The sequence below is a fragment of the Verrucosispora sp. SN26_14.1 genome (genome assembly GCF_004307965.1).
Classification (GTDB): Bacteria; Actinomycetota; Actinomycetes; order Mycobacteriales; family Micromonosporaceae; genus Micromonospora.
In genome coordinates this window covers 1-2665 of sequence record NZ_SISL01000626.1, presented here as the reverse complement: position 1 = coordinate 2665, position 2665 = coordinate 1, and the positions used below count along the sequence as shown (strand labels likewise).

Below are 2665 nucleotides of genomic sequence, written 5' to 3'. Positions count from 1 at the left end.
TTGCGGGCCCTCTCCGCCGCCCTCGGCGCGGCCCGGGACGACCTGGCCCACCTGCTGGTCCGCGAGATCGGCAAACCGGTGGCGCAGTCGGTGGCCGAGGTCGACAAGTGCCGGGCGCTGTGCGACGGGTTCGCCGACCACGCCGACACCCTGCTCGCCGACCGGCGGCCCCTGGCCGGGGACCTGCCGGCCCGGATCCGGTTGCGTCCCACCGGAGTGATCCTCGGCGTGATGCCCTGGAACTTCCCGTACTGGCAGGCCCTACGGCTGGCCGTACCGAACCTGCTACTCGGCAACACCTGCCTGGTCAAGCCCGCGCCGAACGCCGCGCTCTCCACCCTCGCCCTGGCCGACGTCGTCGCGCGGGCCGGTCTGCCGCCCGGCGTGTTCACCCCACTGCTGGTGTCGGAGTCGGCCGTGGCCGACGTGATCGCCCACCCGGCGGTCACCGGGGTCTCGGTCACCGGCAGCGTCACCGCCGGCGCGGCGATCGCCGCCGCCGCCGGAGCCGCTGTCAAGAAGGTCGTGCTGGAACTCGGCGGCTCCGACCCGTTCATCGTGCTGGCCGACGCCGACGTCGAGGCCGCCGCGTCCGCCGCCGCCCGGTCCCGGCTGGGCAACGCCGGGCAGAGCTGCGTGGCCGCCAAACGGTTCCTCGTCGAACGGCCGGTGGCCGAGGAGTTCCTCGCCGCGCTGACCGACCGGTTCGCCGCCCACCGGGTCGGCGATCCGGCCGACCCACGGACCGACGTCGGCCCGCTGGCCCGCGCCGACCTGCGCGACCTGCTGCACACGCAGGTCCGCGAGTCGGTCGCCGCCGGGGCGAGGGTGGTCCTCGGCGGCGAACCGGTCGCCGGCGCCGGTTTCTACTACCCACCGACCATCCTCACCGACGTGCCGGTGGACGCACCCGTGTGGCGGGACGAGACCTTCGGGCCGGTGGCACCGGTCCTCGTCGCCGACAGCACGCAGGACCTGCTGCGGCTCGCCGACAGCGACGAGTACGGCCTGGGCGCGAGCGTCTGGACCACCTCGCCGGAACGCGCCGACCACTTCGCCGACGCCCTGCCGGCCGGCATGGTCTTCGTCAACGAGATCGTGCAGAGCGACTGGCGGCTGCCCTTCGGCGGTATCCGGCGCTCCGGCATCGGCCGCGAACTCGCCGCCGACGGGTTCGGCGAGTTCGCCAACGTCCAGACCCACTGGTACGGCCCGCCACCGGCCGGGCCGTCCACCTCCGAGTAGCGCGCGACGACCACCGCCCCCACCGTGCCGAATGACCGAGTGCGCCAGTCAACGGGGCCGGAGCGCCCAGCGATGAAATGGAGCCGATCGACATGACCCCACCTACCGGACGATATGCCCACGCCCGCCGTACCGGCCGGGCCCTGCGCCACGCCGCCGCCGCACTGGCCGCGGTCACCCTCCTCGCCGCCTGCGGCAGCGACACCGGATCGGACGCGCCGGCCGCCGGCGACTTCGAGGGACGCCCGTGGAACACGGGTGACCTGAGCGGCAAGATCACCAACGTCGGTTTCGGCGGTACCTTCTCCGACACCGAGTTCGAGCACGTGTGGCGACCCTTCACCGCGATCACCGGCGTCGAGGTCGTCGAGGTGCCGTGGTCGACCGACATCTACAACCGGATCGAGAGCCAGGTCGGTGCCGGACGCGTCGACATCGACCAGTTCAGCGTCACCGCCGGCAACTACGAGCAGTTCGCCGACTGCTGCCTGGAGGACATCGACTACTCGCTGTTCCCGCAGAACGTGCTGGACACCATGGACGACCAGTACAAACTGCCCAAGGCGATCGGGTACGCCGAGGCGTCCATCGTGCTCGCCTACAACCTCGACTCGTACCCGAACGCGGACTCGCGCCCGACGTCCTGGGCCGACTTCTGGGACGTCGAGCGCTTCCCCGGCAAGCGGTCCCTGCAGAACTTCGAGCCGGTGAAGGTGATCGAGGCCGCGTTGCTGGCCGACGGCGTCACGCCGGAGCAGATGTACCCGCTCGACTTCGACCGCGCCTTCCGCAAGCTGGAGCAGATCAAGCCGCACGTGGTGAAGTGGTGGGGTTCCGGCACCGAGGCCCAGCAGTTGCTCGCCACCGGCGAGGCGACCATGGTCGCGATGTCCAACGCGCGCATCGAGGACCTGATCGACCAGGGCGCCCCCGTCGCGTACACGCTCAACCAGGCTCTCGCGCACGTGGACTTCCTCGCCGTGCCGAAGGGCGCGCCGAACGTGAAGGCCTCGATGGCCAGCATCGCCTTCCGGTTCGAGCCAAGCATCGGCGCCCGCATCGGTGAGGCGTGGCGGCAGCCGATCCCCTCGACGGCGATCTACGAGGCCGCCGACAAGTCCCTCGCCGACCACTGGACGACGTCCACCAACAACGTGCCCGAACTCGGCGGCGTCCCCAACGACATCACCTTCCGGATCGACTCCTTCTACTGGTACAAGCCGTACAACGGCACCGACCGCAGCAACTACGACGTGGTCAACGAACGGTTCCAGAGCTTCATCGCCGGCTGACCGTCGCCGGGGCGACCGGTACCGCCGGCCGCCCCGGCCGACCACCCCCACCGTCCCCACGCCGCCTCGCGCCACTCGTGGCCCTGTCTCTTATACAAATATCCGAGCCCACGAGACTAGCGCTCAGA

The 2665-nt window shown here is 71.0% G+C and carries 2 protein-coding genes; both read left to right on the top strand.

Translation table 11 applies throughout. From position 1 onward, the window contains the following. Window positions 1–1245 (top strand): aldehyde dehydrogenase family protein (locus EYA84_RS30095; RefSeq protein WP_131057545.1); only part of this gene is annotated, 1245 nt, incomplete at its 5' end. 92 nt (window positions 1246–1337) lie between these two features. Then, window positions 1338–2537: an ABC transporter substrate-binding protein gene (locus EYA84_RS30090; RefSeq protein WP_161595069.1), complete on the top strand. Its 1200-nt coding sequence runs from the start codon at window positions 1338–1340 to the stop codon at window positions 2535–2537. The last annotated feature ends 128 nt before the right edge of the window (window positions 2538–2665 follow it).

What these genes read in the sequence shown, in the direction of transcription:
- EYA84_RS30090 (WP_161595069.1), top strand. Translation starts at nt 1,338, where the DNA reads ATGACCCCACCTACCGGACGATATGCCCACGCCCGCCGTACCGGCCGG.